The following is a 24592-nucleotide window of genomic DNA, read 5'->3' as shown; positions in this document are numbered from 1 at the left end:
GCGCACCAGCGGCCCGTCACCTCAGCCCTTCACCGCCCCCGCGGTGAGTCCTTCGGTCAGGAAGCGCTGCCCGAGGGCGTACATGATCACCACCGGGATGCTGACGAGTAGCGACGCCGCGGCGAGTTGTCCTTGTGGGACGACGTCGCCGGCGATCATCGACTGCATCCCGACGGGGAGCGTCTTGTACTCGTCCTTCGTGATGAACACGAAGGCGAACAGAAACTCGTTCCAGGCGTTGGTCAGGGTGAAGAGCGCGACCGCCAGCAGCCCCGGCTTGGCGAGCGGCAGCACCACCCGGCCGAACGCCTGGAGGCGGGTGCAGCCGTCGACGAGCGCGGCCTCCTCCAACTCGATGGGGATCGACGAGAAGTAGCCGACCAGCAGCCAGGTGGCGAACGGCAGCGTGAAGGTCGGGTACGTCACCACCAGTGACCACAACGAGTCGGTGAGCCGAGCGCCGATGAGCATCTGGTACAGCGGGATGAACAGCAGCGCGCCCGGCATCACATAGGTGAGCAGCACCGTGACGGTGAAGCCCTGCGCCCCGCGGAACCGCAGCCGGGCCAGCGCGTAGCCCGCCAGGGCGGCGCAGATCAGCGCCACCGCGGTGGACGCCGCGGACACCAGCAGGGTGTTGAGATACCAGCGGCCGAACGGCTGGTTGTCGAACAGGGCACCGAACTGCTCAAGGGTCCACGGGGTCGGCCACAGGTCGTCGGTGCGCATGACGACCTGGCCCTCGGACTTGAAGGCCGTGACGGCGATCCAGTACAGCGGGCCGAGCACGAAGAAGAGCAACCCGGCCAGCGCTACCCAGGACCCCAGTCCCGACACCGCCGACGACGACCGTCGACCACCCCGGGACTGCAGCGTCGAGACCACCCGGCCGACCGCCACCGCGATCAGCAGGATCACCCCGAGGACCACCGCCGCCTTCCAGAAGATCTCCGGCGACGCCCAGAAGAGCAGACCCGTGACCACCGCGGTGACGACCCACGGCAGCGCCTTCCGTGCCGTCCCGGCCCACCGCCGCGCCCCGGCCCACCACGCTGCCTGGCGTCGCCGGGGGAGTCTGATGGTGGTGTCCTGGCGCAGCAACCGGACCAGGACGAACACCAGCCCGCCGATGATCGGCAGCATGACGAGCGTGACCGCCGCACCGGCGCCGTACTGCAGTTGCAGGATCGCCTTCGTGTAGGCGACGAGCACGTACGGCGCGGTCACGTCGCCCGGGCCGCCCTGCGTCAGCAGCCAGACGAGGTCGAAGTTGTTGAACGTCCAGATCGACGACAGGGTCACCGTCACGGTGAGCACGTGGCGCAACCCGGGCAGCGTCACGTTCATGAACCGCTGCACCGACGAGGCGCCGTCGATGGTCGCCGCCTCGTAGAGGTCCGCCGGGATGGCCTTCAACCCCGCCAGGAAGCACACGGTGAAGAAGGGCACCCCCTTCCAGACGTTGACGAGGATCACCGACGGCATGGCCAGCTCCGGGTCGGACAGCCAACCCGCCGGCCAGGTGTCGACCAGGTGCGCGCTGGCCAGCAACGGCCCGATCCCGGTGGCGGTGAGCAGCGTGTTGACGCTGCCGAAGATCGGGTCGAGCAGCGCGCGCCAGCTGAAGGCCGTCACCACCGTCGGCACCACCCACGGCACGAGCAGCAACCCGGTGAGCAGGGCCCGCCCGCGACGCCGGTGATGCAGCAGCAGGGCCGCCGACAGACCCAGCACGACCTTGAAGATCTCGGCGTACGCGGTGAAGACGAACGAGTTCACCACGCCGGTGTGGAACTGGTCGTCGCCGATGAGCGCGAGGTAGTTGTCCAGGCCGACGAACACGGTGTCCTGCCCGTGTCGTTCGGTGGTGCTGGTCAGGATCGACCGGGCGATCGGCACCAGCACGAGACCGCCGACCAGCACGGCCATCGGGGCCAGGAACAGTGTCGCCAGCCGCCAGTCACGACCCAGTCGGCGCTGGGTCACAGTGAGGGAGCCGGGTCCCGACGGCAGGGATCTCCTCGCCGCCGGGACCCGCGCGGGACGGACCGACCTCACTGCGGCAGCCCCTGCTGGTTGAAGATCTGCACCATCTTCGCGTGGGCGGCCTTCACGGCCTGCGCCGGAGCGGTTCCCTGGACGATCTGCTGCATCATGTCGGTGAGGACGTAGGCCGAGCCGACGGCCTGCTGGCCCGCGCTGGCCTTCTGCGGGAAGGCCAGGCCGTTCTTCGTGTTCAGCGGCAGCCTCAGCTCAGTGATCTTGCGCAGCATGGGGAACGCCGGGTCACCACTGGTGAAGAACGGGTCGGCGTCCCAGACCTTCTCCCAGGCGGGCATCACCAGGCCGGGCGCCTCCTTCGCCACGCCGAGCAGGGCGGGAGCGCTGACCAGGTACTGCGCCAGGAGCTTGGCGAGCCCGGGGTTCTTGGCACCCTTGAAGACGACGAAACCCTGCGACTGGCCGAGCAGCAGGGGATTGTCGGTCGCCGGGCCGATGCAGTCGGAGAACACGTGGGTGTTCGCGTGCACCGGGTTCTTCTTGGTCCGGGAGTCCGCGTAGACGCTGAACTGGTTGCGGGTGTAGCCGAGGATCCCGGCGAGCCAGTTCTCGTTGTTGCTGGTGTCGGTCCAGCTCGCGATCCCCGGCGGCAGCATCGGCTTGTACTTGGGGTTGGTGTAGATGTCGCCCAGGAAGGTCGCCGCCTGCACCGTCTCCGGGGAGTCGAACGTGACCTTCCGGCCGTCGTTGGAGGCGATCGACCCGCCGTACGCGTTGATCAGCGCCTCGATCATGCCGTTGCCGTCACCGGACCGGTTCACCGTCATGCCCCAGCCGAACCGGCGCTTGGCCGGGTCGGAGATCTCCAGGCAGACGTCCCGCAGCTCCTCCCAGCTGTAGATGTCCTTGGGGGTGATGCCCTTGTCCTGCATCCAGTCCTTGCGCAGGAACGACCCGATCCCGATGAAGTGGTACGGGATCGCGAACCACTTGCCGTCGAAGACGCAGAAGTTCTTGGCCTCGGCGCAGGGTTCGCCGTACTTGGCCGTCAGCGCCTGGACGACGTCCGTCACGTCTTCGAGGTCGCCCAGCGCCTGGAACTGCGCGACGAAGCGTGAGTCGGTCATGAACGCCAGGTCACGAGCCACCCCACCCTCGACCTCGGCGTGGATCTTGGCGACGACGTCACCGGCGTCGGCCTGGACCAGGCTGTTCTCGATCTTCGTCCCGGTGGTGTCGGCGAACTTCTTGATCGAGCTGTCGAGTGCCTCGTTCGCCGCCGTCGAGTACAGCTTCTGCGACAGCATCCCCATCGAGGAGCCCTTCATCGCCGCGGCGGCGTCGATCAGCTCCTGCGGAACCTCCGGCTGCACCTTGGGGGGCGAGTCGGACTCGCCACCGCAGGCGGCCAGGCCGGCTGCGCCGAGCACCCCCACCCCCATCCCCAGAAAGCCGCGTCGTGACCAGGCTGGGTTGTTTCCCATTGACATTCGCCTCCTTCAAGTCCCCGCGGCACGGCACGCCGAGGGCGTGGCTCGTGCAACAGGTGTGTCTTCATGACGGCGACCACGGATGCGCGTCGCCCGCATCGGTCAGTGCGTTGAGGCGATCGGCGACCAGGCCGAGAAGGCGGTGCTGATGTTCCAGTTCGGTCGGGCCACGGGACCACCGCCGTTCGAAATTTCGAACTCAGTTCGAAATACCGCATCAAGTGGTCGCGACGCTAGAACAGCCCTGAGAAGAATGTCAATGTTTCGATGGTGTTTCGAACCGAAAACGGGAGGCGGGCTATCGAGGCAGCGCCCGGTAGCCCATGCGGGCGGACAGCGTGGCCGCACCCTCGCGAACCAGCTCGGTCCACTCCCGGTACGCCTGAGCCGTCCAGCGGATGATCGGCGCGGACAGACTCATCGCGGCGATGGTCGCACCGGAATGATCTCGGATCGCCGCGGCGACGCAGCGCATGGCCGTGTCGGACTCGCCGATGTCCACCGCGACGCTGTCCGCCCGCACCCGAGCGAGGTGTGCGCGTAGCCGCTCCGGGTCGGTGATGCTGGCCGGCGTCATCCCGGGCAGGGCGCCGTTGGTCAGGACGGCGTCCAGGCCGGCCGGATCGAGGTTGGACAGCAGGATCTTGCCCACCGCCGTGCAGTGTGCCGGCAGCCGCCGCCCGACCGCGGACACCATCCGGACCGGGTGCGTGCTGTCGAACTTGACCAGGTAGATGACATCCGCTCCGTCGAGCACCGCCACGTGGACCGCCTCGTCACACGCGGCGGCCACGTCCCGCGCGACGCACTGCGCCTCACGCACCAGATCAAGCCGCCCGGCGAACGCCGCACCGAGCTGGAACAGCGGCATGCCGAGCCGATAACGCACCGGCTGGCCCGGCACGGAGATCAGGTACGAGCGGGCCTCAAGCGTGACGAGCAGTTCGTGGACCGTGGTGCGGGGCAGGTCGAGCCGCTCCATCACCTGGCGGGCCGACAGTTCAGGGCAGTCCACGAACAGTTCGAGGACGTCGAGTGCGCGGTTGACCGCCGGTACCACACGGGGCATGTCGATAGTCCCTTCGCAGCGCCGACCCCGCGTCAACGATCTCCACAGGCCAGCACTTGAAGAGGATAACTGCGTCGGCCACGTACGCCAGGCTCCGAAGCATCCCGACCCTGGCGCCCGGTGTCGACCTACCGGTCTGGCACGCTGCTGGACGTGCCCGAGACGGATCCCCTGCCGTACGACCTGCCCGCACTGCAGGCGCTGGTCGCCGATGGTGGGCGTCCCAAGTACCTGTTCTTCTGGGGCCACCAGCCCCAACGCGACGGCAGTATCGGCTCAGGGTGCCTCAGCCAGTGGTGGCCGTCCCCGTTCACAGTGGACGGCGTCCGTTACCCGACGGCCGAGCACTACATGATGGTCGGCAAGGCTCGGCTGTTCGGTGACGAGGCGATCGCCGCGCAGATGTTGACGGCATCGCACCCCAACGCGGTCAAGGCCCTGGGTCGGCAGGTACGCGACTTCGACCAGGCCGGCTGGGACGCGCACCGCTTCGACCTGGTCGTCGCCGGCAACGTGGCGAAGTTCAGCCAGCACCCCGACCTCGGGCGGTACCTGTCCGGTACGGCCAACCGGGTACTCGTCGAAGCCAGCCCGCTGGATCGCGTCTGGGGCATCGGACTGGCGGCCACGGATCCGCGTGCCGAGGACCCTGTCCGTTGGCCCGGCCAGAACCTCCTCGGCTTCGCACTGATGCGAGCCCGCGCACAACTCGCCGCCCGCTGACTTCGGCCGCGGTGGTGGCCTACCCGCCGTCGTGATCAGGATCTGCCTCCCCGCACCAGAAAAGCGGCTCGCCCCCGGGTGTCCAGGACACCGGGGGCGAGCCATGGCACATGGCGGCGGTCGTCAGTCGCCGTCTCTCACGTAGATGGAGTATTGGGTCGTGTCGGTGGCCGAGCCGTCCGCCTTGTGGCCGGTCACGTACAGGGTGTGCGTCTCGAAGTCCTGAGCCGGCACGTAGGTGATCGATGCTTTCCCGTTGCTGTCGGCCGGCACGTCGGTCGAGGGGCCGCCGTCGATCTGCCAGGAGAAGGACACGATGCCCGGGGTGCCGCCGCTGAACTCGAAGGTGCCGGGAACACCGCCCCCGCCCGACCAGGCACCGTCCGGGTATTGACTGCTCACGACGTAGGGAGCGTTGCCGACCTCGAAGTCGTAGTCCGTCACGGGCGAGAGTTCGCCGCCCGCCGTCAGGCTCTGGACGTGCAGCGTGTTCGTGCCGTTGCGGTCGAACGGCACCGCGACCAGGGTCGACGTGCCCTCGGTGCTAGCCGGCAGCATCTGCTCCGGGCCGTCATTGACGCGGTAGTGGTACTCGGTCACCTCGCCGAACAGTTGGGTGGTGAAGTAGAAGTACCCGGTCCAGCCGATCCCCCTGCGCGACCAGTCGTAGGTGCTGTAGACGTTCACCCGGTTGTCCCGGACATCGAAGGGTGCCATCCGCAGGTCCGATTCGGTGCCGTCCGCACCGATGCTCGTCACCCGCACATCCTGGTAGCCCCACGATCTCGGCGTGTACGTGACCGTCGCGGTGCCATCGGGACCGGCGGCGATCGTCGCCTCGTCGGCGCCGTCCAACGAGTAACGGTAGGAGGCGACGCCCGGCAACCCCGGGTGGAAGGTGAACGTCACGGGCCGGCCGACGGTGCCGCTGCCCTCGGGCGTCCGAGTGACCACGGGACCAGACCAGATAGCGAACGTGTAGGTGGTAGCGGGTGACCGCGTACCGTCCGACAGGAGCGCCTGAACGACCAGCGTGTTGTCGCCCGCGTGCTCCGGCGTGACGGTGGCGTTGGCGTACGTATTGCCCTCGTTCGAGACAGTCTGCTCGGCGCCACCGTTCAATCGGTAGACGAACCCGGTCAGGTTCGGCAGGTAGCTGGTCATCGAGATGTCCAGCGGTACGCCCACCCCGTCGCGGCGTGGCCAGCTGCTCAACTCGTGGGCATAGGCGTTCGGACGCGTGTCGATGACGTTGAACTGGTGGTACGCCTCCATCGACGTGGAACCGTCCGCCCGCACCGACCGTACGGTCATCGAATGCCAGCCCGGCGTGGCCGTCCACGTCAGCACGGCGGTGTCGTCGTCCGCCGCCGGGATGGTCTTCCACTCGTCGTCCAAGTTGTACTCGTAGGCGACGACATCGTTGCTGTACGGGGTGAACCGGAACGAGCCGGTCTTGCCGGCCACCTGGTCGGTGTCCAGGTTGAACTCCGCCGACTCCACGCCGGGAGCATCGGTGACCCAGACCTGCAGGGTGTCCTGCCCGATGAGCTTGTTCTTCGCGTAGCTCCGGACGGCCACCTCTACCGACCCGGTGGCGGTGAACGTGATCGGACCGGTCGCCTTGCCGTCGACCGCCGGAAGGCGAACCTCCGCGCCGTCCTTGAGCTGGTACCCGAACGAGGTGGTCTCGGGCTTCGACGCGAAGAACGTGATCGTGCTCGGCAGGCCGACGCCCTTCACTGTGACATCGGCGTACGGTGCCGTCTCGGCGATCCGGAAGCGGTACGTTTTCTCCGGCCCGCGGTTGCCTGCCGCGTCGATGGACGCGACATAGAGCTCACTGATGAAATCCAGCTTCGGGGTGTACTTCAGGATCGCCTTGCCGCCCGGGCGCTTGGCCGAAATCTGCCCGGAATGCCCGATCATGTCACGCCAGGCGAACGCGACCACGTCACGGTCGCCCGCCCCGTCGAAGCGGAACGTGCCCTCGATGCCGGTACCACCACCCGGGGTGTCCCCCTCCGGATAGGTGCGCGACGAGACCTTCGGCGGATTCGCCGGGGCGGTCCGGTCCATAACGAGGTAGCAGGTCTTGCTCCACGGCCCAGAGTCGTAGTAGTCACTGGCCTTCGCCTGCCAGGCGAGGAGCGTGCCGTCGGTGTACTGGCTCAGGTCGGTGCCGTAGTAGTCATTGAACTCGCGACGCTGATCGGGGTGTTCCACCGGCCAGATCGCGTACAGCACCGTCGCGTAGTCGCCCTCGTCCGCGTCTTTCGCGGTGGCCGCGAACTTCGTGTTCTGCGCCGCCGGAGACGGCTTGGTGAGCGTGCCGCACGGCCGGTCCGGGTACGCCAGACGGAGGTTCGTCACCGTCGGCGGGTGGTTCACCGTCGCACTGAGCACCGGCTGGTCGAAGGTGCGACCGGTCCGCACGTCGGCTTCCTGGCTGGCGGTCACCCGATACTCCAGGGTGATGCTCTTCTCCTGCCGGCTCAGCGCCGCGTTGAGTGTGGCCACCATGTCGATGCCCAGATAGCCCGGGCAGTAGATGGCACCGGCGCCCCGGTTGGTGGTCACCAGCTTCTCGAGCTCCGTCGGCGGGCGCAGCCAGGTCGTGTTGCTCTTGACCGGGCTGGTCCGCCAGATCTCGATGGTCGCCGGGGCGGTGCAGTCGGTGACCGTATTCTCGTTCGTCCACAGGTACGAGTTGTGGACGACCGTACCCTTTAACGCGGTCAGGTCGTACGTGAAGTACGAGCGGTAGGTGTGCGTCCGCCCGGCGTCGTCGCGAGACGTGCCGACCGGTGGGGGCACCGCCGCGTCGACGACCTTCCCCCGCGGATTCTGCGAGTCGAGATAGGCCCAGCTCGTCAGCGGCACATTGGACGAAGTGGCGGCAGACGCCGGAGATATGGTGGTCAGTAGAGCCGCCGTGACGGCGACCACGGTCAGCGGAACAACCGCTCTGAGTCGTTGCATATGGACGTGTTCCTCCCCCGTGGCGGCACCCCGATCGGCACCGGCGGGCGTCATCGTAGCGACGCGGCGCTATGCATTGGGGGGCGGCTATGACGCCGTGGGCGCCGGCCGAAAATTCAGACGCTTCGCCGTCGCATTTCTGGACGGTTCGCCCAGAAATGCCGCACACATTCATGCCATAGCTTGCGTCCTCGTGGTGGCCCTTGGTGCTCCGGCTCGGTACGAGCCGCGACCGACAACCCGGTGGCTGCGGACAGTGGGCCGTAGATCTGGAGCTATGGTGTAGATCTCGGCCAGAACTAGACAAGGCATAGCGACCTAACCGGAATTTCGTCGCCGACAACCGGGGACTCTCCGTCCAGGATCTCCGCACTGGTTCGTGCCCCCACAATTGAATGTGGCTTTCTGTTGGAGCAGTGGGCAGGCGATGAATCAAAACTGCTCGATGTGGGCGACGGCGTCCTCCAGCGTGCCGCCAATCTCCGGGTCGCCTAACCGAGTCCGGGTCACTGTCGAGTCGGCGTGGATGCGGGCCAGGTTGCCGAGGCAGATCGCTGCCGTGGCCCGTACGTCCACCTCATGGTGATCCAGCAGACGCAGGTAGATATCCTGGCACCAACGCCAGTCCGAATCGTGAAGGGCAAGCCCGACCATCGCGTCGGTGGGGGTGTCGATGTCGCCCGCTGAGAGCGCAGCCGTGGCGCTCTCGTGCGTCATCGGAGTTGGTTCGTAGTAGCTGCGCTGTGTGCTCATGCCTACCCGCCGGTCTGCGTCGGCGAAGCTGGCGCCGCGATCGGTCTGGAGCGTCCCGTCCGACGTCCGGCCAAGATCCGGCCCGACGTGTGCCGGTGATCTTCGATCATGATTCTGCAGCTCAGGAGGGGCAAGAGGTGGGCCGCCAGGGACTCGAACCCTGAACCTATGGATTAAAAGTCCACAGCTCTGCCATTGAGCTAGCGGCCCCGCGCGCTCAGGTTACCTGACAGTGGGCGATGCCGGCTCTCGGCTTCCGGCCGGGCGTCGATGCCTGTCGCCGGGCGAACCTGATCATCACGAGGTCGGCGATCTGGCGGTGTCCGCGGCGGGGGAAACCGCCAGGTCGGGGATATGGAGTCGATCAGGTACTCCCTGGGCGGATGCGCATGGTCGGGGGCGGTTCGGGAAACGGTTGGGCATGAGACTGAGCGGCGGCCCGGCGGTGGCTGCGTCCGGCGAGGAGGTCGGGCCGGACGGCGTACGCCAGCCCGGTGGCGAGGTTCATGTCTGGCGGCCCGGTCAGAACCAGACCGTCTGCGGGTTGGCCCTCAGTCGGACGCGGTTGCGTCGCTTCCCGCATGTGCGCTTCGACTATTCGGGCACCGACGTGCTCACCGAGGCGGACGCGGTCGGTTGGATCTGCCCGCGTTGCCTGGCCGCCACCACCGGCCGACGGGGGACGGAGAAGCACGGCTGGGTCCGGCACTCCCCTCGCCCTTGATCGACTCGGGGTTCCGGAAGTCGGGCTGTCGTGCCCGCCCGGACACCGCGACTTTCAGGAAGGCGAGTGGATCAAGGGCCAGGGCCGCGCGGGCCGCGTCGGGCGGGCCACGGCGCAGCGGACGGCGCGTCCTGCGGGGGGCCGAGCGCGCGGTCGGGGCGCGCCTGGGTGGTGGTTGAGCTGCTGCTGGGCGGGTACGGGGTCGGGCATGCGGATCGTGGTGGTGGGGGCCAGCGGCAACGTCGGTACGGCATTGCTGCGGCGGCTGCGCCGGGAGCGGGGCGTGGAGTTGGCCGGGGTGGTCCGGCGGTTGCCCGGCCCGGACGCCGGTGAGCCGTACGACCAGGTGGAGTGGCACTCCTGCGACATCGGCGCGCCGGGCGCGGTGGGGCAGCTCGCCGAGGTGTTCCGGGGTGCGGACGCGGTGGTGCACCTGGCCTGGCAGATCCAGCCCAGCCATGACCAGCGGGTGCTGCGCCGGACCAACGTCGACGGCAGCCGGGCGGTGATCGACGGGGTGGTGCGGGCCGGAGTGCCGGCCCTGGTGTACGCCTCGTCGGTGGGCGCCTACGCGCCCGGCCCGAAGGACCACCCGATCAGCGAGCGGTGGCCGGCCACCGGTGTGCCCGGCTCGTCGTACAGCGAGCACAAGGCGGAGGTGGAGGCGCTGCTGGACGAGATCGAGCGGGATCACCCCACGCTGCGGGTGGTGCGGATGCGACCCGGGTTGATCTTCCAGCGGGCCGCCGGTGTGGAGATCACCCGCTACTTCCTCGGCCCGCTGGCGCCGGTGCGGCTGCTGCGGTTCGGTCGGATTCCGCTGGTGCCGACGAACCGCCGGTTGCGGATGCAGGCGGTGCACGCCGACGACGTCGCTGACGCGTACACCCGGGCGGTGTTGGGTGATGCGCGCGGCGCTTTCAACGTCGCCGCGGACCCGGTGCTGACTCCGGAGCTGGTGGCCCGGCATTTCCACGGTTGGACGGTGCCGGTCGCCGCGCCGGTGCTGCGGGCGGCGGCGGCGCTGAGCTGGCGGGCGCGGCTGCAGCCGGTCGACGCGGGCTGGGTGGAGCTGGGTCTGAACGCCCCGCTGATGTCCAGCGAACGTGCCGAGACCGAGCTGGGCTGGCGGCCCACCATCGACGCGTTGGCGGCCCTCAAGGAACTCTTCGCCGGGATGGCCGACGGCGACCACACGGGCAGCCCACCGCTGTCCGGCACCCGCGACCTGCCCGGCCGCCCCACCGCCCTCCTCAAAGCCCGCCCCCCGGGCCAGGGCAACCCCTACTGACCGCGTTGATCAAGAGCTTTCGGTCAGAGAAGGCGCCTCCGATGACCGAAACCTCTTGATCAACGAAGAGAAGTGGAGCGTCAGGACAGCTTGGAGCCCGTCACCGTGGGGTTCTTTGCGCCGAGAAAGAAGATGCCGGGGAAGCCGCGGGTCTCGAACCTGCCACTGGGGTTGCGGCGCAGTGTCGAGCTCTCGATCCGCATCGTGCCGGTGCGGTTGTTGCTCACGAAGAAGATCGCGCCACCGCCCTCGTTCGCCTTGTTGTCCTCGATGATCGTGCCGGCGATCCGGACGGTGAACTCGTTGCCATCGCAGTAGATCGCACCGCCGCTGCCGCCGCCCGGCGTGCCGGACTTGGCCGGGTTGGCTCCGCTGCCGATCGCCTCGTTCTTCTTGAGCAGGCTGTTCAGCACCACCCACGACACGCCGATGCTGCTCAGCGCCCCTCCGTTCGAGCAGGAGCCGCCGTCGAAGGTGCTGCTGACCACGTACACCGGCTTGTTGTCGTGCTGGCTCAGCACCCGGACGGCCGCGCCACCCAGGTCCGGGCCGGTGCGGTCGCAGCGGTTGCCGACGAAGCGCGAGTTGACCACCTTGAACCGGCCGCCGCGCACGAAGATCGCCCCACCGCCGCCGCCCTCGGCCTTGTCGCCGGTGGAGTTGCCGTCGGCGAACGTCAGGTTCTGCACGGTGAGCTGCGGGTGATCCTGGTTCTGGCAGTGCGAGGTGGTCCATCCCTGGGCTTCGTCGCAGGTGTTCATGTAAAGGATGCGGCGCTGACCCTGGCCGCTCAGCGTGATCTTGCCGCCGCCGTCCAGCACGACCTTCGGCCCGTTGGCGTTGCGGACCTTCGCGGTGGCGGCCATCTTGATCGTCACCGGTGCCGGGCCGCAGTCGAAGGTGATGACACCGCCCGCCGCGACCGCCTTCACGACCGCCGCCGAGGTGCAGCCGGCCGGGGTGCCGGTGCCGACGGTCCGGGTCGGCTTCGAGGTGTCCACCGCCCGCGCCTCGGCCGGCACGCTGGCCCTGCCGTTCGGGTTTCCGGCCGCGAGGAGCTTCCCGGCTGGCTTCGGGCTGGCGCTGGCCCCGGGGCCGCCGAGGCCGTCCCGGGCCCCCGGGGAGGCGTCCTGGTCGCCGGTCACCACTGCCGTCGGCGGGGTGGACGAGCCGGACCGGAAAGCGGGAGCCGGATCATCGGCCGCGCAGGCGGGCAGGGTCGCCGTGGCGACACCGAGGACGAGCAGAGCGGCAAGCGACGTCATGCGCACCAGGTGATGCTAGGAGCCGCGACGGTGTCGCGACGAATTCGCCGTGCCGGTTTAACCCCTGGTTAAGGGAGCTCAGAAGTCGGCGAAGAGGTACGGCACCCGACGGGGGAAGATGCCGCGCAGCTCGGCGGCGGCGTCCGCAGGCACCTCGCCCAGGCCCCGCAACGGCAGCTCGGCCGGGTCCAACACCCCGTACGCGAGGGCGGAGAGACCGGCGGCGCTCAGGGTGGCGGTGGGCGTACCGCCGGTGGTGTCGTCGACCAGCTCGACCGTGCCGGTCGTGCCGTCCAGCAGGTGGGTGCCGGCCAGCCAACGGTCCCCGGTCAGCTCGACCCGTACCCGACCCGGCCCGGCGGGCAGCCCACGCAACGCGTCCATCGCCAGCAGTCGGGCCATCGGGGCCGACGAAGCCGGTACGGCCGTCCGTGCCTCCACGTGCACGTCCAGGTCGGTCAGCCACAGCTCCGGCAACTCGTCGGGCGGGACCTGGACGCTGACCCGCTCGATCTGGTCGACGTGTCGGGCGAAGAACTGCAACAGCAACGTCCGGGCGAGCGGATCGACGTACAGCATCTCGTTGCCGTGCAGGGTGCCGCCGTGCCCGTCGATCCGGTAGGTCACCGCGCCGGTGACCTCCCCGCCCACCCGGGCGGTCACCAGCCAGTACTCGTCCCGGTCGCGCATTCCGGCCGCCCGGTAGTCCGGGAAGATCGAGAAGCCGTGCCGTTCCTGGAGGTTGCGTTCGGTGAACGCCCGCCACACCGGATAGCCGGCCGCGATGCGTTCCCAGGTCACCTCGCCGGGCAGGTCCACGCGGAGCAGCGACCCGAGGTGGGCCGGGGCGAAGGTGACCCGGCGTGGCTTGGGCAGCCCGACGTAGCCGAACCGGGCGTAGAAGCTGGGCCGGAACGGGTAGAGCGCGCTGAGCGTGTGCCCCTCGTCGCGCATCTCGTCGAGGAGCTGGTGCAGCAACGTCCGGACGTGCCCCTGCCGGCGGGCCAGCGGGTGGGTCGCCACCGAGGCCACGCCGGCCATCGGCTGCACCACCCCGCGCAGGTTCTGCCGCATCGGGATGGCCGAGACGGCGGCCAGCGTGGCACCGCCCTCCTCGACGATCAACGTCCGGTTGCCCTCCTGGTAGGGCAGGTAGTCGCGGAACTCGTCGATGCGTGCGGCGCCGAGCGGCGAGGACTCGAAGGCGTACGCGGCCAGCGGGAAGCTGGTGGTGAGACGGTCGTCGGCGGTCACCCGGCGGATGGTCATTCGTCCATCTCAACCCGCCGCCGAGGTGGCAGCAACCGGATTCGCCGATCCGCCGGGCGGGGTCAGCGGGCGACCACGTCGGAGACCACGACTGTCACGTTGTCCGGAGCACCGGCGTGGTGAGCCAGCTTCACCAACTGCTCGCCGCACTGTTGGCGGTCGGAGTACATGCCCAGCGCCGCGGCGATGGCGTCGTCCTCCACGTAGTCGGAGAGCCCGTCGCTGCACAGCAGCAGCCGGTCGCCGGGCACCACGGTCAGGACACCGACCGCCGGCGGGGTGTCGGCACCCTGCACGGCCCGGGTCACCAGCGACCGCTGCGGGTGGTGACGGGCCTGGTCGGGGGAGAGCGTGCCCTGGTCGACAAGCGCCTGCACGAACGTGTCGTCCCGGGTGAGCTGGGTCAGCTCCCCGTCGCGCAGCAGGTAGCAGCGGGAGTCGCCGACCTGGGCCAGCACCAGCGTCTCCCCGGCCAGCAGCGCCGCGGTGAGTGTCGTTCCCATCCCCTCCCGGGCCGGGTCGACCGTGATGGCGGCATGGATGCGCTGGTTGGCGGTGCTGACCACGGCGCGTAGGGCGTCGGCGGCGCTGTCGGGGTCGGTGGGCGGGGCCAGCTCGTCCAGGATCCGGATCACGATCTCGCTCGCCACCTCACCCGCGGGCAGCCCACCCATGCCGTCGGCGACGGCGATCAGGCGGTCACCGGCGAGGGCGGAGTCCTCGTTGTTGGTGCGAACCAAGCCGATGTCGTTGAGGATGACCGAGCGGAGGATCAGCGTCATGGGGTCAAGCTTGCCAAGAAGACCCTGCCTTCGTCTCTACGCACTACTGCGTGGGGCGAAAATGATTGAGATATGCGCCGCCGGGACCGCGTCTCAGCGGCGCGGGTAACGCAGCAGCAGGCTGGCGGCGACCTCCTCGTCACCCACCGCCGCGTACGTGTGCGGCACGTCCGACACCCAGCGGAGGTGGCCACCGGCCGGGGCGGTCAGCGGCGTGTCGGCGGGCCCGGCGCGTAGTACTCCGGCGAAGACGGTGATGTGCTCGGTCACGCCGGGTTGGTGGGCGGGAGAGGTCTGTACGACGCCCGGCGCGACGCGCATCCGGTACAGCTCGTAGGTCGCGTCGGTGTCGGTGAACACCTCCAGCAGGGTGGCGGTGACGGCGGTGCCGTGCACGATCGGCTCGGCCGCCGGTTCGGCCAACAGGGCGGTGAACGGTACGCCGAGCTGCGCGGTGACCGCCCAGAGCGTCTCCAGGGTGGGGTTGCGGGTGCCGTGTTCCAGGCCGGAGAGGGTGGCCTTTCCGACGCCGGCGAGCCGGGCCAGTGTGGACAGCGAGATGCCCCGTTCCTCGCGTAGGGCGCGAACCCGGCGGCCGACGACGACGGGATCCACGTCGAGGCCCGGGCGGCGGGCTGGTGGTGGCTGCGGCACCCGACTATGGTGCTACACGCTGTCGTTCCGTAAACGGAACAGTCGGGGGAGTCGAATGGCCGGACGTGTGCAACCACTGCTGGCGGGTGTGGTGACCGCGCTGGTCGGCTTCGCCAGCTCGTTCACAGTCGTCCTGGCCGGGCTGCGCGCGGCCGGCGCGTCGGATGCGCAGGCCGCCTCCGGGCTGCTCGCCCTCTGCGTGGCGTGCGGGCTCGCCGCCGCCTGGCTGGGCTGGCGGCACCGCATCCCGATGAGCGTGGCCTGGTCGACACCGGGCGCGGCGCTGCTGGTCGCGACCGGGCCGCCCCCGGGCGGATGGCCGGTCGCGGTGGGCGCCTTCCTCGTCTCCGGGGCGCTGATCGTCGCCGCGGGGCTGTTCCCGCCCCTCGGCCGCGCGGTGGCCGCCATCCCCAAGCCGGTAGCCGGCGCGATGCTCGCCGGGGTGCTGCTGCCACTGTGTACGGCCCCGGTCCGCGCACTGGTCGAGCTGCCCCTGGTGGCCGGCCCGGTGGTGGTGGCCTGGCTGGCGCTGCACCGGTTCGCCCGCCGCTGGGCGGTGCCCGGCGCGCTGGTGGTGGCGGTGGCGGCGATCGCGGCGACCGCACCGCCGGCCGGCCTGACCGCTGCCGCGTTGGTCCCGTCGGTCACGCTGACCATGCCGGCCTGGGACGCGTCCGCGCTGGTCGGGCTGGCCCTTCCGCTGTTCCTGGTCACCATGGCCGCGCAGAACGTACCCGGCATGGCCGTGCTGGTCGGCTACGGCTACCGGCCGCCGTTCGGCGCCGCCCTGCGGGCCACCGGCCTGGCCAGCCTGCTCGCCGCCCCGGCCGGTGGGCACGCGGTGAACCTAGCGGCGATCACCGCGGCGCTCGCCGCCAGCCCCGACGCGCACCCCGATCCGGAGCGCCGGTGGATCGCCTCGATCACCGCCGGGCTCGGGCTGGCCCTGCTCGGCTTGGGTGCCGGAGCGGCCACCGCGCTGGTCGCGGTCGCCCCACCGATCCTCATCGAGGCGGTCGCCGGGCTGGCCCTACTGGGCGCCCTCGCGACCGCGCTCGCCTCGGCGGTGGCCGATCCGGCGACCCGGGAGGCCGCGGTGGTCACCTTCGTGGTGACCGCCTCCGGGGTGACGCTGATCGGGGTGGGCGGCGCGTTCTGGGGCCTGGCCGCCGGTTGCCTGATGCTGCTGCTCTTCCGCCGCCGCCGCCCACCCACCGAGCCGCCAGCCGACGGGCCAGGGCCGGCGGATCACTCCTCGGGGGGTAGGTCGGCCACGCCGACGGCCAGGAGGACCCGACCGTCGGCCACCGATCCGATCCGGTCGGCCGGCACGTAGACCGCGCCGGTGCGGGTCAACTCCGTCGACACCTTCAGGTAGCCGCTGTGCAGCAGCCGCGCGGCCAGGTCGGCCGGGACGTCCGGCTCCTCGACCGCGGTCGACTCGATCAGCTCGTCCAGGCTGCTGCCCGGGTCGGCGGTCGAGGTCTGGACGGTCACCGCGTTCGGGTCGCCCCGCTGGACGAGGTCCACCGTTCCGACCTCGGTGCCGGCTGAGTCGATCACCGGCATCCCGGTGGTGATCCGCGAGATGGTCGCCTGCTGCGCGTCCTGCTGGTCCATCACATCGCGGTTCCCGGGTCGGCGCGCCGCTAAACGCCGTACCCCGCCACCCCGCCGGACGCTCAGCCAGCCCGGCAGTCCGGTCCGCTCCGGGCCGACGCCGTGCCTGACCGGCCGAGCTGTGCATGGGCCGGCCGAGCTGTGCATGGGCCGGCCGACGCCGTGCAGGGGCGGGCTGGGCGGCCGTGTCGGGCGGGTCGACACCGTATGGGCTCGCGACACGCCGTGCCGACGCTCAGGCGGGCTGGATGGACGGCCGGGCGGCGGCCGCGCTGGAGAGCGATATGACTCTGAGTCATAAAAATGCCTCAGAGTCATATCGTTGAAAAGTGCTACCCGGCTCCCGGCGCGGGACGCCGCGGGTGCCGGGTAGCCGGGTAGCCGGGTGCCGGGTGCCGGGTGCCGGGTGCCGAGGGTGCCGGGCCGTGACGGCAGGGGGCGTCGCAGCGGCCGCCCGGCCGGGCCTGGAGCGGTGAGCCCGCTCAGCTGTTCGGGAGGGTCCAGCTGCCCGGCGGGCGGGGGGACAACTCCCGCCAGGTGTCCGGGCCGTCGAGGAGGGCCCGGACGGTGTCCTCGGCCTCGTCCGCACTGCCGTACTCGTAGAACCGGGAGATGCCCTCGGCCCCGCCGGCGCGCTGCTCGACGTGCCACCGGTCGGCGTCGACCCGCAGGAAGACGTCCCGCCGGGCCAGCCTCCCCCACTTCCCGTTCCACCAGTGCTTCCGCTGCTCCATGGCGGGACTCTATCGAACACACGTACGAGAAGGTGCGGCCCCTGCGGGATTCCCACAGGGGCCGATGTGCATCCGATCGAGTCAGCGCTGCGTCGGCGGTTCCGTCCGGCGCCCCAGCACGTCGTCCAGCGCCCCACGCTGCTGGCCCGGGGTGGTGTGGCCGGCGGAGACCAGCGCGTCCCGGATCTCGGTGAGCAGCTTGACCTCCTCACTCGGCGCGGCAGGCGGCGGCTCCTCGCCCCGCTTGCGCCGCTCGGCCAACCGGTTCATCGGGTAGACGACCAGGAGGTAGAGCGCCGCCGCGGTGAGCAGGAAGGTGATCACCGCGTTGACGAAGGCGATCCAGTCGAACGCGATGCCGCGGAACTTGGGCGCCGTGCCGGCCAGACCCTTGTCGCTGCCCGTGATCAGCAGCACGATGACCCGGATCAATGGTTCGAGGAACGACTTGGTCAGCTGGGTGACCACGCCGGTGAACGCGGCGCCGATGACGACACCGACCGCCAGGTCGACGACGTTGCCGCGCATGATGAAGTCTTTGAAGCCCTTGAGCATCCGTACTCCCGAGGTGTCCGCTTTTCTGTCGGGGACAACCTATGCCCGTTCGGCGGGCTCCAGAAAAGCGCCGGCTTCGAGCGCCGCCCGGCCCGGCTCGCCGGCCCGGATCGCCTCGACCAGTCGGCTGTGGTCGACGTAGCGCTCCGGGGTGAGCGCGTCACCCATCGCCTGGGCGACGGTGCTGCGCAGGGCGCTGCCGACCGAGGCGTACAGCTCGGCCAGCATGGTGTTGTGCGCGGCGGCGACCACCGCCGTGTGCAGCGCCGCGTCGGCCTCGACGAACGCGTCGACCCGGCCGTCGTGCCAGGCGGCCTCGCGCGCGGCGAGCGCGCCGTCGAGCGCCGCCAGGTCCTCCGGGGTACGCCTCAGCGCGGCGAGACGTGCGGCCTCCACCTCGAAGGCGCGGCGTACCTCGATCACCTCGGTCATCCGGTCGTCGCCGAGGCGGCGGGCCACCACCGGGGCCAGCTCGTCGATGGAGACCACGTACGTGCCGGAGCCCTGCCGGCACTCCAGCACCCCGGCGTGCACCAGGGCGCGAACCGCCTCGCGGACCGTGTTGCGCCCCACGCCCAGCGCGGCGACCAACTGCGGCTCGGTCGGGATGCGCCCGCCGACCGGCCACTCACCGCCGAGGATCCGGGCCCGGAGCTGTTCGATGGTCTGCCGGACGCGGTGGCCGCGTGGCGGCACGGCGGGCCGCCCGCGTGGCGGTGCCGGGGGCGCGGAGGAGGAATCGACCGAGGGTGGCACTGGTTACAACACCGGGCCCAAATTCATCCCATGATTGTAGGTTAGAGGTCATGACCCCGCCACCCACCGCCGCTCCGGCGCCGCCCGCCCCCGTCGCCGTCGACAACCGCCCGGCGGAGGGCCCCGGCGAGTCCCGGCGGACGCACCCGGCGACCGGTGGCGCGCTCGTGCTGGTCGGGATGCTGCTGGTCGCCGTCAACCTGCGTGCCGTGGTGACGAGCCTCGGCGCGCTGCTCGACGAGGTACGTGACGGACTGGGCCTCTCCGGCGCGGCCGCCGGTCTGGTCACCACCCTGCCGACCATCGCGTTCGCCGGTCTCGGCGCGCTCACCCCGTGGTTGGTGCGCCGGGTGGCACCGGCCCGGGTGCTGGTGGTCGCGATGTCCGCCCTGGCCGTCGGTCAGGTGCTCCGGGTCGTCACCGACTCGACCTGGATCTTCGTGCTCACCAGCGCGCTGGCGCTGTCCGGCATCGCGGTCGCCAACATCCTGCTGCCGATGCTCGTCAAGCAGCACTTCCCGCACCGCACCGGCCTGGTAACCGGCTCGTACACGATGGCGTTGACGGTGGGCACGACGGTGGCCGCCGCCACCGCCGTGCCGATCGCGCACGCCTTCGGGTCCTGGCGGGCCGGGCTCGGCATCTGGGCCGCGATGGCCGCGGTGGCCGTACTCCCGTGGGTGCCGCTGGCGCTGCGGACCCGGGCGGGCGCGCGGCGGGCGACCCCGACGGCCGCCGTGCCGACCCGGGTCCGACCGGCCCGGACCCGGCTGGGCTGGGCGATGGCCGTGTACTTCGGGGCGCAGTCGCTCAGCGGGTACGCGATCATGGGTTGGTTGGCCCAGCTGTTCCGCGACGCCGGCTACCAGCCCGAGTCGGCCGGGCTGCTGCTCGCCGGGGTGACCGCGCTCGGCGTGCCGATCGCACTGCTGATGCCCACCCTGGCCGGTCGGCTGGGCAGCCTGCGCCCGCTGGTGCTCGGCCTGACCACCGCGTCGGCGCTCGCCTACCTGGGGCTGGCGCTGGCTCCGCACGGCGCCGCGCTGCTCTGGGTCGCGCTGCTGGCCGTCGGGCAGGGCGCGTTCCCGATGATCCTGACCGCCATCGGCCTGCGCGCCCGCACCGCCGAGGGGACCGTCGCGCTCTCCGCGTTCGCGCAGAGCACCGGCTACGTGATCGCCGCACTCGGCCCGCTGATGGTCGGCATCCTCTACGAGGCCACCGGCGGTTGGACGGCCCCGATCGGGTTCCTGCTGGGCGCCCTCGCCGTGCAGACCACGGCGGGCATGGCGATCGCCCGTCCCCGCTATGTCGAGGACGAGTGAGGAACGGCAGCGGTCAGGAGGAGGCCGGCGTCGACTCGCCGGCGACTGCCTCGTCCACCGTCGGGTAGGTGTGCAGCACCTCGACCAGCCCGCTCACCTCGAGGATGCGCAGCACCCCGCGCTGCGGCGCGGCCAGCCGGACCACGCCGCCGGCCTCGTCGCAGCTGTTCTTGGCGCGGACGAAGACCGACAGACCGGTCGAGTCGCAGAACGAGACATCCGCCAGGTCGAACACCAGCCGACTACGGCCCTTGTCGAGCAGGTCGGTGATCTGGTCCTGCAGCTGCGGTGCGGTGGCCATGTCCAGCTCGCCCGCGACCGACACGACGACCACGTCGCCGCGTTGTTCCGTGTGCACCGTCAAGGACATTCGCCAGACCTCCTGTTATCGGGGGAACGGTATCCCACGACGGGGGGCGAACGCAGAACGGGAGCCGGGATCCGGTGGCCGTCGTCATTCCGTTGCTACGGGGCAAGTAGTTGATCGGGCCCCGGTGATAGAGTCCGCCCGGTCCAGGTCAAGGGGGTTCGAAATGGCGTTGAGCACCGAAGAAAGTGATCGGCTCGTCGCGCTGCTCGGCGGGCAGGCCGACCGGGTCACGGCTCGGTGGACCGAGATCGTCACCAGTTCGTTGCGAGGCCGGCTCAGCCAGGCCGAGCTGCGCCGACAGGTCCAGGAGTTGCACCGCGCCATCGTCACCACCGGCGAGCAGGGCGTCGTCGACCTGTCCGCCGACCACGCCGCCGAGCTGCGCGCCGCGCTCGCCGAACTGTCCCGTGGCCGGGCCCGGCAGGGCTTCTCCGCCACCGAGACCACGATCAGCGTGTTCGCCCTCAAGGACGTGCTCGCCGAGCTGATGCAGGAGACCGGCGGCGCCAACGCGCTGAACGACTTCGTCGCCTTCTCCAAGCTGGTCGACGACATGGGCCTCTACACCTTCGAGAGCTTCGTCCGCACCAGGGAGAGCCTGATCGCCGATCAGGCCGAGCAGCTGCTCGAACTCTCCACGCCGGTGGTCAAGCTCTGGGAGGGCGTGGTGGCCGTCCCGCTGGTCGGCACGCTGGACTCGGCCCGGGCCCAGGTCGTGATGGAGCGTCTGCTGCAGACCCTGGTCGACACCGGCTCCCCGTACGCGATCATCGACATCACCGGCGTGCCGGCGGTGGACACCCAGGTCGCCCAGCACATCCTGAAGACCGTGGTGGCCGCCCGGCTGATGGGCGCCGACTGCATCATCTCCGGCATCCGTCCGCAGATCGCGCAGACCATCGTGGCGCTCGGCATCGAGTTCGGCGACATCGCCACCAAGGCGAGCCTCGCCGACGCGCTGCGCCACGTGCTGCGGCTGACCGGGGTGGAGACGGCCCGTCGCCAACCGCGTCGGAGCAACTGATGGAACGCGTACCGATCCTCAAGATCGGCGAAATCCTGCTCGTCTCCATCCAGGTGGACATGTCCGACCAGACGGCGGTCGCGCTCCAGGAGGACCTCGCCGAGCGGATCGTGGACACCGGCTGCCACGGCGTCATCATCGACATCACCGCGCTGGACATCGTCGACTCGTTCGTCGGCCGGATGCTCTCCACCATCGCGTCGATCTCCAAGGTGCTGGACGCGGAGACGGTAGTGGTCGGGATGCGTCCCGCCGTCGCCATCACCCTTGTCGAACTGGGGCTGTCGCTGAACGGCATCCGTACCGCGCTGAACGTCGAACGCGGCATGGAGTTGATCGCGGCGGCCCGCGCCGACGAGCTCGACGACCAGCTCGACGACGATCCGGACGCCGAGACGGCCACGCCGTGACCGCGGGCATCGACCTGGGCCACCCGCAGGCGCAGTCGGTTCGCAGCGACGAGGACGTGGTGCGCGTCCGGCAGTTGGTCCGGTCCGTGGCGGTGGCCGTCAAGCTGTCCCTGGTCGACCAGACCAAGGTGGTCACCGCGGCGAGCGAGTTGGCCCGCAACACCCTCGTCTACGGCGGCGGTGGCTCGGTCGAGGTGGCGACCGTGGACAACGGTCGGCGCAGGGGCCTCCGGATCGTCTTCGCCGACTCCGGGCCGGGCATCGCCGACCTCGACCTGGCCCTGACCGACGGTTACACCACCGGCGGTGGCCTCGGCCTGGGCCTCAGCGGGTCCCGTCGCCTCGTCGACGAGTTCGAGATCGAGACCTCGCCGGAGACCGGCACCCGCATCACGGTCACCAAGTGGTCCCGGTGAACGCCGAGGCGGTCGCCGACAGTGGCATCTGGTTCCGGGTGGAGGCCAGCAGCGCGGCGAGCGCCGTCCGGCGTGCCGCCGAGCGACTCGGTGCGCAGGTCGAGATCGGTGAGATGCGTATCGCCGACCTGGCCATCGTCGCGGCCGAGCTGACCAGCAACCTGGTGAAGCACGCCGACGACGGTGTGCTGCTGCTGCGGCCGGTGCGTCGCGCCGGGCAGGCCGGGGTGGAGCTGGTGGCGATCGACTCCGGGCCGGGCATGGCCGACCTGACCGTCTCGTCCCAGGACGGGCACTCCACCACCGGCACGCTCGGCATCGGTCTGGGCGCCATCGTCCGGCAGGCCAGCTGGTTCGACGGATACTCGCTTCCCGGCCGGGGCACCGTCTTCGCCGTGCAGGTCTGGCCGGCGGAGCCCGCGCGGCCCTCCTGGGCCGGTGCCCTCACCCGGCCGATCACCGGCGAGACGGTCAGCGGCGACGGGTACGCCGTCCGGGTCGCCGACGGGCGGCACCAGGTGTTGGTCAGCGACGGCCTGGGGCACGGCCCGTTGGCCGCCGCCGCCACCGAGGCCGCGCTCGCCGCGTTCCGCACCGCCCCGGCCGGTCCACCGGCGGCGGTGATCACCCACCTGCACCGGAGCATGTCGCACACCCGTGGTGCCGCGCTCGCGGTCGCCGAACTGGCGCCGGAGGCGGGTGTCCTGCGCTACGCCGGTCTGGGCAACATCGCCGGTGCGATCGTGGAGGAGGACGGCCGCCGTCGCGGGCTGGTGTCGCTGCCCGGCATCGCCGGCCACCAGCGCCCGGCCATCCGGGAGTACGACTACCCGCTCGGTCCGGGTTCCCGGCTGGTGATGCACAGCGACGGGGTGGCCGACCGTTGGCGGTTGGAGGACTACCCGGGTCTGTCGGAGCGTTCCCCACTGGTCATCGCGGCGACCCTCCTGCGCGATGCGGGCGTGCGACGCGACGACGCCTGCGTACTCGTCGCGAGGTCCTGGGCATGACCCACGACCCGGCCGTGCAGCCGCTGCTCGCGATGGCGCTGCGGGTCGAGCAGGACATCTTCGTGATCCGTCAGCGGGGCCGCGAGGTGGCCGCCGTGGTGGGCCTCGAACACCAGGACCAGGTCCGCGTCGCCACCGCGCTCAGCGAGGTGGCCCGGGACCTGCTGGGCACGACCGGCGGCGCGGACGTCACCTTCCACGTCGACGCGGGTGCCGACGGCCGGTACCACCTGCGCGCCGACCTGGCTCCGGTGACCCCGCTGCCGGACGGCCGCTACGAACCGCAGTCCGGTGCGGTATCCCGGCTGGTCGACACGTTGAGCGTGTCGACCGTCGACGGGGATACGGTCGTGAGGATGTCCCGACGAGTCCCGGCCAACGCGCCGATCCCGACCCCGGAGCGGTTGGCCGATTTCCGCAGCGAACTCGGCAGTATCGCCCCGGCCAGCGCGTTGGACGAGTTGACCGTACAGAACGGTCAACTCATCGCCGCGCTCGACGAGGTACGCAGCCAACGCGACGAGCTGGCGGTGCTCAACGAGGAACTGGCCGAGACCAACCGTGGTGTGCTGGCGCTCTACAACCAGCTCACCGAGGAGCTGGAGGAGACCAACCGGGGGGTCGTCGCCCTCTACGCCGAGCTGGACGAGAAGTCGGCCCAACTGCGGGCGGCGAGCGAGTCGAAGAGCCGGTTCCTCGCCAACGTGAGCCACGAGCTGCGCGCCCCGGTCACCGCGATCATCGGGTTGGGGCGGCTGCTCACCGACTCCGCGTCCGACCCGCTCACCGACGAGCAGGGCCGGCAGGTCGACCTGATCCGGTCGTCGGCGGCGGACCTGCTCAATCTGGTCAACGAGCTGCTGGACCTGGCCAAGGCGGAATCCGGGCGGATCGAGCTGGACCTGTCGGACGTCGACCTGCGCCCGGTCTTCGGTCAACTGCGGGGCACACTGCGCGCGCTGGCCACCCGTCCGGAGGTGGAGTTGGTGGTGGAGGAGCCGAACGCCCCGGCCCTGCTGCGCACCGACGAGGTGCTGCTCGGTCAGGTGCTGCGCAATCTGCTGCACAACGGGTTGAAGTTCACCGAACGCGGCGAGGTGCGACTGCGCGCCCACCGGCAGGGCGACCGGTGGACCTTCGAGGTCAGCGACACCGGGCCGGGCATCGCCCCCGAGCTGCACGACCGGATCTTCGAGGAGTTCTACCAGGTGCCGGGCGCCACCCGGGTCGGCGGCACCGGCCTCGGCCTGCCGTACGCCCGACGGTTGGTGACGCTGCTCGGCGGCACGCTGGAGTTGACCAGCGAGCCCGGTCGGGGCAGCACATTCCACGTCTCGCTACCCGTTGGCGGAGTGTGACGGCGTGGACG

The 24592-nt window shown here is 70.5% G+C and carries 24 protein-coding genes and 1 tRNA gene; 10 read left to right on the top strand and 15 right to left on the bottom strand.

Going from position 1 to position 24592, the window contains the following annotated elements; translation table 11 throughout:
* Window positions 1-21 precede the first annotated feature (21 nt).
* The 3 genes from O7617_RS10825 to O7617_RS10815 form a co-directional block, all read right to left on the bottom strand.
* Window positions 22-1986, bottom strand: a complete 1965-nt coding sequence (locus O7617_RS10825) for an ABC transporter permease subunit (RefSeq protein ID WP_282263233.1) — start codon at window positions 1984-1986, stop codon at window positions 22-24.
* Between the two features lie 68 nt (window positions 1987-2054).
* Window positions 2055-3485 (bottom strand): extracellular solute-binding protein, encoded by a 1431-nt coding sequence (locus O7617_RS10820; RefSeq protein WP_282263232.1) that lies wholly within the window; start codon window positions 3483-3485, stop codon window positions 2055-2057.
* 304 nt (window positions 3486-3789) lie between these two features.
* A complete protein-coding gene (locus tag O7617_RS10815) occupies window positions 3790-4560 on the bottom strand; it encodes an IclR family transcriptional regulator (protein ID WP_282263231.1) in 771 nt (256 codons plus the stop codon).
* A 153-nt stretch (window positions 4561-4713) separates the two neighbouring features.
* On the opposite strand from O7617_RS10815, the gene O7617_RS10810 reads away from it, so the two are divergent.
* A complete protein-coding gene (locus tag O7617_RS10810) occupies window positions 4714-5283 on the top strand; it encodes an NADAR family protein (RefSeq protein WP_282263229.1) in 570 nt (189 codons plus the stop codon).
* A gap of 123 nt (window positions 5284-5406) precedes the next feature.
* Here O7617_RS10810 and O7617_RS10805 read toward each other — a convergent pair whose 3' ends face one another.
* The 3 genes from O7617_RS10805 to O7617_RS10795 all read right to left on the bottom strand — a co-directional run bounded on the left by O7617_RS10805 (window position 5407) and on the right by O7617_RS10795 (window position 9228).
* Window positions 5407-8265, bottom strand: coding sequence for a hypothetical protein (locus tag O7617_RS10805; RefSeq protein ID WP_282263228.1), 2859 nt, complete (start codon window positions 8263-8265; stop codon window positions 5407-5409).
* Between the two features lie 432 nt (window positions 8266-8697).
* Window positions 8698-8982, bottom strand: a complete 285-nt coding sequence (locus O7617_RS10800; RefSeq protein WP_282263226.1) for a hypothetical protein — start codon at window positions 8980-8982, stop codon at window positions 8698-8700.
* A gap of 174 nt (window positions 8983-9156) precedes the next feature.
* Window positions 9157-9228 (bottom strand) — tRNA-Lys (locus tag O7617_RS10795).
* Window positions 9229-9439: 211 nt separating this feature from the next.
* On the opposite strand from O7617_RS10795, the gene O7617_RS10790 reads away from it, so the two are divergent.
* Both O7617_RS10790 and O7617_RS10785 read left to right on the top strand, forming a co-directional pair.
* The gene (locus tag O7617_RS10790) at window positions 9440-9742 is read left to right on the top strand and encodes a hypothetical protein (RefSeq protein WP_282263225.1); all 303 of its coding nucleotides are present in this window, start codon (window positions 9440-9442) and stop codon (window positions 9740-9742) included.
* Window positions 9743-9950: 208 nt separating this feature from the next.
* On the top strand, window positions 9951-11033 hold the full coding sequence (locus O7617_RS10785) for an NAD-dependent epimerase/dehydratase family protein (RefSeq protein WP_282263224.1): 1083 nt from the start codon (window positions 9951-9953) through the stop codon (window positions 11031-11033).
* A gap of 80 nt (window positions 11034-11113) precedes the next feature.
* Here the strand turns inward: O7617_RS10785 and O7617_RS10780 are convergent, their stop codons facing one another.
* The 4 genes from O7617_RS10780 to O7617_RS10765 form a co-directional block, all read right to left on the bottom strand.
* Window positions 11114-12298, bottom strand: coding sequence for a hypothetical protein (locus O7617_RS10780; RefSeq protein ID WP_282264701.1), 1185 nt, complete (start codon window positions 12296-12298; stop codon window positions 11114-11116).
* Window positions 12299-12376: 78 nt separating this feature from the next.
* Window positions 12377-13567 (bottom strand): GNAT family N-acetyltransferase, encoded by a 1191-nt coding sequence (locus O7617_RS10775; RefSeq protein ID WP_282263223.1) that lies wholly within the window; start codon window positions 13565-13567, stop codon window positions 12377-12379.
* A 62-nt stretch (window positions 13568-13629) separates the two neighbouring features.
* Complete coding sequence (locus O7617_RS10770; RefSeq protein ID WP_282263222.1) at window positions 13630-14349, bottom strand: protein phosphatase 2C domain-containing protein; 720 nt, start codon at window positions 14347-14349, stop codon at window positions 13630-13632.
* A gap of 93 nt (window positions 14350-14442) precedes the next feature.
* Window positions 14443-15003: an XRE family transcriptional regulator gene (locus O7617_RS10765; RefSeq protein WP_282263221.1), complete on the bottom strand. Its 561-nt coding sequence runs from the start codon at window positions 15001-15003 to the stop codon at window positions 14443-14445.
* Window positions 15004-15058: 55 nt separating this feature from the next.
* On the opposite strand from O7617_RS10765, the gene O7617_RS10760 reads away from it, so the two are divergent.
* Window positions 15059-16339: a benzoate/H(+) symporter BenE family transporter gene (locus O7617_RS10760; protein WP_282263219.1), complete on the top strand. Its 1281-nt coding sequence runs from the start codon at window positions 15059-15061 to the stop codon at window positions 16337-16339.
* Here the strand turns inward: O7617_RS10760 and O7617_RS10755 are convergent.
* From O7617_RS10755 to O7617_RS10740, 4 genes are all read right to left on the bottom strand, one after another.
* Window positions 16252-16623 (bottom strand): hypothetical protein, encoded by a 372-nt coding sequence (locus O7617_RS10755; protein WP_282263217.1) that lies wholly within the window; start codon window positions 16621-16623, stop codon window positions 16252-16254. The two genes, O7617_RS10760 and O7617_RS10755, sit on opposite strands and share 88 nt — an antisense overlap.
* 482 nt (window positions 16624-17105) lie before the next feature.
* Window positions 17106-17357 (bottom strand): hypothetical protein, encoded by a 252-nt coding sequence (locus O7617_RS10750; RefSeq protein WP_088951051.1) that lies wholly within the window; start codon window positions 17355-17357, stop codon window positions 17106-17108.
* Between the two features lie 81 nt (window positions 17358-17438).
* Window positions 17439-17912 (bottom strand): large conductance mechanosensitive channel protein MscL, encoded by a 474-nt coding sequence (gene mscL, locus O7617_RS10745; protein ID WP_282263215.1) that lies wholly within the window; start codon window positions 17910-17912, stop codon window positions 17439-17441.
* A gap of 39 nt (window positions 17913-17951) precedes the next feature.
* The gene (locus O7617_RS10740) at window positions 17952-18668 is read right to left on the bottom strand and encodes an FCD domain-containing protein (RefSeq protein ID WP_282263213.1); all 717 of its coding nucleotides are present in this window, start codon (window positions 18666-18668) and stop codon (window positions 17952-17954) included.
* A 179-nt stretch (window positions 18669-18847) separates the two neighbouring features.
* Between O7617_RS10740 and O7617_RS10735 the strand changes: the two genes are divergently transcribed.
* On the top strand, window positions 18848-19993 hold the full coding sequence (locus O7617_RS10735) for an MFS transporter (protein WP_282264700.1): 1146 nt from the start codon (window positions 18848-18850) through the stop codon (window positions 19991-19993).
* Between the two features lie 13 nt (window positions 19994-20006).
* On the opposite strand, the gene O7617_RS10730 is transcribed toward O7617_RS10735, so the two are convergent.
* Window positions 20007-20363 (bottom strand): STAS domain-containing protein, encoded by a 357-nt coding sequence (locus O7617_RS10730; RefSeq protein ID WP_179781714.1) that lies wholly within the window; start codon window positions 20361-20363, stop codon window positions 20007-20009.
* 163 nt (window positions 20364-20526) lie between these two features.
* On the opposite strand from O7617_RS10730, the gene O7617_RS10725 reads away from it, so the two are divergent.
* From O7617_RS10725 to O7617_RS10705, 5 genes are read left to right on the top strand one after another with little or no spacing between them, the layout of a single operon-like run.
* Window positions 20527-21387 carry an STAS domain-containing protein gene (locus tag O7617_RS10725; protein WP_282263211.1) on the top strand — a complete coding sequence of 287 codons (861 nt, stop codon included), beginning with the start codon at window positions 20527-20529 and terminating at the stop codon, window positions 21385-21387.
* Window positions 21387-21797, top strand: a complete 411-nt coding sequence (locus O7617_RS10720) for an STAS domain-containing protein (protein WP_282263210.1) — start codon at window positions 21387-21389, stop codon at window positions 21795-21797. Before O7617_RS10725 ends, O7617_RS10720 begins: the two co-directional genes overlap by 1 nt.
* Window positions 21794-22213 carry an anti-sigma regulatory factor gene (locus tag O7617_RS10715; RefSeq protein WP_282263209.1) on the top strand — a complete coding sequence of 140 codons (420 nt, stop codon included), beginning with the start codon at window positions 21794-21796 and terminating at the stop codon, window positions 22211-22213. Before O7617_RS10720 ends, O7617_RS10715 begins: the two co-directional genes overlap by 4 nt.
* Entirely contained in the window at window positions 22201-23223 is a 1023-nt protein-coding gene (locus O7617_RS10710) for a SpoIIE family protein phosphatase (RefSeq protein ID WP_282263208.1), read from the top strand. Before O7617_RS10715 ends, O7617_RS10710 begins: the two co-directional genes overlap by 13 nt.
* Entirely contained in the window at window positions 23220-24581 is a 1362-nt protein-coding gene (locus O7617_RS10705) for a sensor histidine kinase (RefSeq protein WP_282263206.1), read from the top strand. Before O7617_RS10710 ends, O7617_RS10705 begins: the two co-directional genes overlap by 4 nt.
* Window positions 24582-24592 lie beyond the last annotated feature (11 nt).

It is taken from the genome of Micromonospora sp. WMMD1155 (assembly GCF_029581275.1).
In the GTDB taxonomy this organism is placed as follows: Bacteria; Actinomycetota; Actinomycetes; order Mycobacteriales; family Micromonosporaceae; genus Micromonospora.
The sequence above is the reverse complement of the archived record's forward strand: the minus strand, read 5'-3'. Positions and strand labels throughout refer to the sequence as shown.